Here is a 6,409-nt window from a genome sequence, read left to right on the forward strand (position 1 = left end):
CGCTGCGAGATCAGCATCGATAGCGTCGACAGGTCGTGGTCCTTGATGCCGGCGCGGGGGCCGATGATCAAAGTGACGTTGCGCAGATGCCGCTCGAAGCGACCTTCGAGGCCGCAGACCATGGCGTCGGCATCGCCGCGTTTCAGCGCAAGTGCTGCGATCACCGTGTTGTCGGTGCGCACCATGGTGCGCGCGGCTTCCGTCGTCACGCCGCGGCGGCCGGCGAGTTCGATCAAAAGGTCGACATAGTGGCGGTAGCGCGGATCGTCTTCCGGGTTGATGAGGCCGAAATCGACCCCGGGCTTGATGCGCAAGCCGTAGCGCTTCAGGCGCACTTCGATGACGTGCGGGCGGCCGATCAGGATCGGTTCGGCGATGCCTTCCTCAAGCACCACCTGGGCAGCGCGCAGCACGCGCTCATCCTCGCCGTCGGCATAGATGACGCGCTTGGCGCTCGACGCCTTGGCGGACGAGAACACCGGCTTCATCACCAGGCCGGAGCGGAAGACGAAGCGGTTCAGCTTGTCGATATAGGCGGCGAAGTCGGTGATCGGCCGAGTCGCGACACCGGTGTCGCAGGCTGCCTTGGCGACCGCGGGCGCTATGCGCAGGATCAGGCGCGGATCGAAGGGTGAAGGGATCAGGAATTCAGGGCCGAAGATCGGCGTCTCGCCGGAATAGGCGCGGGCAGCGACGTCCGAAGGTTCCTCGCGTGCGAGCGCTGCGATTGCCCGCACCGCCGCCATCTTCATCTCCTCGTTAATGGCGCTGGCGCCGCAGTCGAGCGCACCGCGAAAGATGTAAGGAAAACACAGTACGTTGTTGACCTGATTAGGAAAATCGGAACGGCCGGTGCAGATCATCGCATCCGGACGCGCCGCGCGCGCTATTTCCGGCATGATCTCCGGATTGGGGTTGGCCAGCGCCAGGATCAGCGGCTTCGGCGCCATGTGCTGGAGCAGTTCCGGTTTCAGTACGCCTGCCGCCGACAGGCCGAGGAAGACGTCGGCGCCCGATATGACGTCGGCCAGCGTGCGCGCCTCGGTGTCCTTTACATAGGGGTCTTTCCAGCGATCCATCTCATCGGTGCGGCCCTTGTAGGCAACGCCGAAACGGTCGGTGACCCAGATGTTTTCGACCTTGGCGCCAAGCGAGACCAGCAGGTTGAGACAGGCAAGGGCGGCAGCCCCGGCGCCGGAGGTGACGATCTTGATGTCCGATATGGTCTTGCCGGCGAATTCCAGCCCGTTGAGCACGGCGGCGGCGACGATGATGGCGGTGCCATGCTGGTCGTCGTGGAACACCGGTATCTTCATGCGCGCCTTCAGCTGTTCCTCCACCTCGAAGCATTCCGGTGCCTTGATGTCCTCGAGGTTGATGCCGCCGAAGGTCGGCTCGAGCGCCGAGATCGTCTCGACCATGCGCTCGATACCGGGCGCGTCGATCTCGATGTCGAAGACATCGATGCCGGCGAACTTCTTGAACAGAACGGCCTTGCCTTCCATGACCGGTTTGGAGGCAAGCGGGCCGATATTGCCGAGGCCGAGAACGGCCGATCCGTTGGTGACGACGCCGACCAGATTGGCGCGCGCGGTGTAGTCGGCGGCGGTCGCCGGATCGTCGCGGATTTCCAGGCAAGGGGCGGCGACACCAGGCGAATAGGCGAGCGCGAGGTCGCGCTGGTTGCCGAGCGGCTTGGTCGCCTGGATCTCGAGCTTTCCCGGCCTTGGGTGCTTGTGGAAGTAGAGGGCGGCTTCGTCGAGGTCCGAACGTGCCGTCTTTTTGCTCTCGCCTTCCATGCGGCCGCTCCCTCGAAATCTGGCTGGAGATTTCCTTTTAGCATGCAGCCGTGGTTTTTCGCGACGCTAATTGACGCGCCGGCAGCAATACCCGTCGGCGCGTAGAAAGCCTTTAACGATCAAATGCTTATGCCATTTTTCTGACGAATGGTTCCTGTAGTTTCACGGACAAGTTGATCAAAAGGCGCTGACGTAGAGACCGCCGTCGACCGGTATGTTCTGCCCGGTCAGATAGCCGGCATGGACCGAGCACAGGAAGGCGCAGATCTGGCCGAATTCCTCCGGCGTGCCGAGCCGCTTGGCCGGAACATCGGCGCTGATGCGGGTCTTGCGCGCGGCTGCGGCCTCCGGGCTTTCGATGGTGCCGGCTTCATGCGGGCCGCGCAGCCGGTCGGTGTCGAGTTTGCCCGGCAGAAGGCTGTTGATGGTGACGTTGCGGTCGATCACCGTGCGCGCCACGCCGGCAAGGAACGAGGTCAGGCCGGCGCGCGCGCCGGACGACAGGTCGAGGCCGGGAATGGGCACATAGACTGACAGCGAGGTGATGTTGACGATGCGGCCGAAGCCGCGCGCCGCCATGCCGTCGAGGACAGCCTGGACCAGCTCGATCGGCGTCACCATGTTCTGGGTAACCCCTTCGAGGATCTTTTCGCGGTCAAGCGTACGGAAATCGCGAAGCGGCGGTCCGCCATTGTTGTTGACCAGGATGTCCGGCTCGGGGCAAGCCGCGAGCAGCGCTTTCTGCACCTCCGGCTTCGAGACGTCGCCGACGACTTCCGTCACCGTGACGCCATAGCGCTGGCGCAACTCGGCGGCGGTTTTCGCCACCAGCTCGGCATTGCGTCCGTTGACGACGATGTCGCAGCCAGCCTCGGCCAGCGCCATGGCACAACCGCGCCCAAGTCCCTTGCTCGAAGCGCAGACGATGGCCTTCTTTCCGCGGATACCGAGATCCATGACGATTTCTCCTGTGATTTGGCCGGCAAGCTAGTCCTTCGGCTGGACCAATCGCAACCGTCATACGGTTGTTGCATGAATCGGGGCATAGCCTGCGCGAGAGCAAGGGTGAAATCGCGATGTCCGGCCAAGAGCCCCGCACTTTCCGCAGCATGTTCATCTCCGACGTCCATCTGGGCTCGAAGGCGGCCAAGGCCGAATTCCTGATCGATTTCCTTCGATATCACGATGCCGATATTATCTATCTGGTGGGTGACATCGTCGACGGCTGGCGGTTGCGGCGGAGTTGGCACTGGCCGCAAAGTCACAATGATGTCGTGCAGAAATTGCTGCGCAAGGCGCGCAAGGGCGCCAACATCACCTACATTGCCGGCAACCATGACGAGTTCGCCCGCCAGTTCCAGGGCGTGCATTTCGGCGGCATCGTCGTTGCCGACCGCGCCATCCACGAGACCGCCGACGGCAAGCGGCTGCTCGTCATCCATGGCGACCAGTTCGATACCGTGGTCCACAATGCGCGCTGGCTCGCCTATCTCGGCGACCACGCCTATGACGCGGCCATGCTGGTCAACCGCGTGGTGACGCGGCTGCGCCAGTTGCTCGGTCTGCCGTATTGGTCGTTTTCGTCCTGGGCCAAGCACAACGTCAAGAAGGCGGTGAACTTCATCGGCTCGTTCCAGACCATGCTTGCAGATGAGGCGCGCCGCTCGCATGTCGATGGCGTCATCTGCGGCCACATCCATCATGCCGTCATCGAAAATTTTGGCGATGTCCAGTACATCAACACCGGCGACTGGGTGGAAAGTTGTACGGCTGTGGTCGAGCATTTTGACGGCCGCATGGAAATCCTGACCTGGGCGCAGGTGCTGCCCGCGGCGCCGGACGAGCCCTTTATCCCGTTGCTCATCGAAGGCCGGGTAGGGCAGGCAGCATAGTCCGAAGTCTTTTCGGGCTTCGGAATCAATCAATTAGTCCAGCCGGTTTCGCCCGGTTTTCGTCCATGTTAAGGGATCGACACGCGTTGCCGTCCGGTCGAATACAGCGCGATTGGATCGATTCATGTCCCTGCCGCAGCTCTCGCCCGAACAACTCGTCAAGCCGCGCCATTTCGAACTGCGCATGAGCCTGATCTTCGCGACCCTGTTCGTGCCGCTCGGAACGCATTTGCCGTATTTTCCACTGTGGCTTCAGGGCAAGGGTTTTCACGCCGGGCAGATCGCCGTCATTCTGGCGGCGCCGATGTTCCTGCGCGTGGTGACGACGCCGTTGCTGACCGCGCTGGCCGACCGTGCCAGGGACCGTGCCGATGTCTATGTCGCGCTGATAGCTGCGTCGCTGCTTTTGTCGGCAGGTTATTTCCTGACGCCCACCTATGCGATGGTGCTGGCAGTCTCATTGGCGCTGACCATTGTCTGGACGCCGCATTCGCCGATCGCCGATTCGCTGGCGCTTTCGGGTGTCCGCCGCTTCGGTTCGAACTACACAAGCATGCGCAAATGGGGCTCGATCGCCTATCTCTGCGCCAATATCGTCGGCGGCTTCATTCTGTCGGCAACCGGTTCGCAGGCCGTTCCGGTTATTATTCTGGTGGCGTTTGCCGCGGCCCTTGCCGCCGGCCTGCTGGCGCCGCGTCTTGGGCGTCCGCGGCGCGCCTCACCGCTATCGGCCGCCGACATCCAGCATTCAGCACCGACGCTTCTCAACCCGTATTTCCTGTATTTTTCCATCGGCGTGGGCGTCATCACCGCCAGCCACGCATTCCTATACGGTTTCGTCTCCATTTACTGGAAATCGATCGGCCTCGGCGATTCGGTAGTCGGTCTCTTATGGGCTTGGGGCGTGGTGTCGGAAGTCTGCATGTTCATGATGTTCACCCGCTTTTTCGACCGGTTCTCAGTCGTGTCGATCATGGTGATGGCGGGGATCGGCTCCATCGTGCGCTGGATCGCCTTTCCTCTGGTCTGGCCCCTTGGCCTCGGCATTCCGGGTTTCTTCGGTGTCCAGTCGCTGCACTCCGTCTCGGTGGCGCTTGGGCTGATCGGCCTGCAGAAGATGATCGGCGAAACCGTCTCCGAGGAGCGGACAGGTGCCGCGCAAGGCATCGCCTATTTCTCCAACGGCTTCTTCATGGCGGTGGTGACCCTGGCGTCCGGCCCGCTCTACGACCGTCTCGGCGTGGATGGCTTCTTTGCCATGATCCCGATTGCCTTGATTGGGCTGGTGCTGATCGGCCTTGCGGCGCGCTCAGCCCCACAGCGCCGCATCGGGCGGTGACACCAGCGATCCCTGGTAGACAAGGCCCGGTACCCGGTCGCGGGCAAGCAGCAGCGGACCGTCGAGGTCGACGAAATCGGCATGCTGGGCAAGCAACACCGCTGGCGCCATCGCCAATGACGTGCCGACCATGCAGCCGACCATGACGCCGAAACCGAGTTCGCGGGCGCGATCGCGCAGCACCAGTGCCGCCGTCAGCCCGCCCGACTTGTCGAGCTTGATATTGACGGCATCGTAAAGACCGACAAGCGCTTCGAGATTCTCAGCCTCGTGCACGCTTTCATCGGCGCAGATCGGCACAAGATGGGCGATATGGCGCAGGATCTCGTCATGACCGGCCGGCAGTGGCTGTTCGATCAGCGCGATGCCTTGTTCGGCGGCAAAGGCGAGGTTCGCAACGATGTTGCCGTCGCTCCAGCCCTCATTGGCGTCGAGGATGATGCGGCTGTCTGGCGCTGCCTGCCTGACCGCGCGGATGCGGGCAATGTCGTTGTCGCCGCCGATCTTGACCTTGAGCAGCGGCCGCGCGGCATTGGCGCGAGCGTGCGCCGCCATCGCCTCCGGCTCGCCCAGCGACAGCGTGTAGGCGGTTTCGAGCGCCTGCAAGGGAACAGCATTTATCGCGACCGCCACCGATGTTCCGCTGAGCTTTGCCTCCAGATCCCACAGGGCGCAGTCTATGGCGTTGCGGGCGGCTCCGGCCGGCATGGCATCGAGCAAGGCGGTCCGGCTGATGCCGCCGGCGATCCGGCCGCGCATGGCTTCGATCGCCTCGCGCACGCCGTCAATGGTCTCGCCATAGCGCTTGTAGGGGACGCATTCGCCGCGGCCGAAGTGGCCACCGTCGCTGATCGTGCAGGAGATCACTTCGGCTTCGGTCTTGGAACCGCGCGAAATGGTGAAGGTTCCGGCGATGGGAAAACGCTCGGCCTCGACCGAAATGACACGCGCCATATTTTTCTGCTCCTGCTGTGCGACAAGCGTTGTCGGCAAATCGACAGGTCAGACCCGTCAGGCTAAACAGGACGCCATGTTGACCATCGGCAAGCGCGACGCAAGCGGCACGACCGCAGGGGAGGCTGACCACGAACCGCGCGTGGCGGTCGGCGAGGAGGGCGGCGTTCTTGGCTGCGCTTTCTCCGGAATCTGGACGACACGGACCGTCGCGCTGATCGACGCCGACATGCGCAAGATCGAAAAGCGAAGCGGCTTCAAAACCTTGGCGCTCGATGTTTCCAAGATCGAGAAAATGGACACCGCTGGCGCATGGCTGATCGACCGGCTGGTCAGCGCCTTCGAGAAGAAGGGCGTCGAGATCCAGATGCAAGGCCAGAGCGAGATCGCTTCGATCCTGCTCGAAGCTGTCGGCGAGGCCGTGC

At 62.9% G+C, this 6,409-nt stretch carries 6 protein-coding genes; 3 read left to right on the plus strand and 3 right to left on the minus strand.

What is annotated here, in order from left to right; all coding sequences use genetic code 11:
• Together EN943_RS33650 and EN943_RS33655 are read right to left on the minus strand one after the other, a co-directional pair.
• Window positions 1-1,799 (minus strand): phosphate acyltransferase (locus EN943_RS33650; RefSeq protein ID WP_127416213.1); only part of this gene is annotated, 1,799 nt, incomplete at its 3' end.
• 177 nt (window positions 1,800-1,976) lie between these two features.
• Window positions 1,977-2,756, minus strand: a complete 780-nt coding sequence (locus tag EN943_RS33655; protein ID WP_127416214.1) for an SDR family oxidoreductase — start codon at window positions 2,754-2,756, stop codon at window positions 1,977-1,979.
• Window positions 2,757-2,875: 119 nt separating this feature from the next.
• On the opposite strand from EN943_RS33655, the gene EN943_RS33660 reads away from it, so the two are divergent.
• Window positions 2,876-3,691, plus strand: a complete 816-nt coding sequence (locus EN943_RS33660) for a UDP-2,3-diacylglucosamine diphosphatase (RefSeq protein WP_127416215.1) — start codon at window positions 2,876-2,878, stop codon at window positions 3,689-3,691.
• Between the two features lie 124 nt (window positions 3,692-3,815).
• Window positions 3,816-5,030, plus strand: a complete 1,215-nt coding sequence (locus tag EN943_RS33665) for an MFS transporter (protein ID WP_127416216.1) — start codon at window positions 3,816-3,818, stop codon at window positions 5,028-5,030.
• Here the strand turns inward: EN943_RS33665 and dgcA are convergent.
• A complete protein-coding gene (gene dgcA / locus EN943_RS33670; protein ID WP_127416217.1) occupies window positions 5,001-5,984 on the minus strand; it encodes an N-acetyl-D-Glu racemase DgcA in 984 nt (327 codons plus the stop codon). The genes EN943_RS33665 and dgcA overlap by 30 nt on opposite strands.
• A 76-nt stretch (window positions 5,985-6,060) precedes the next feature.
• Between dgcA and EN943_RS33675 the strand changes: the two genes are divergently transcribed.
• Window positions 6,061-6,409: STAS domain-containing protein (locus EN943_RS33675; RefSeq protein ID WP_127416218.1), on the plus strand; the 349-nt coding region annotated here is incomplete at its 3' end.

It is taken from the genome of Mesorhizobium sp. M7A.F.Ca.US.006.01.1.1 (assembly GCF_003997935.1).
In the GTDB taxonomy this organism is placed as follows: domain Bacteria; phylum Pseudomonadota; class Alphaproteobacteria; order Rhizobiales; family Rhizobiaceae; genus Mesorhizobium.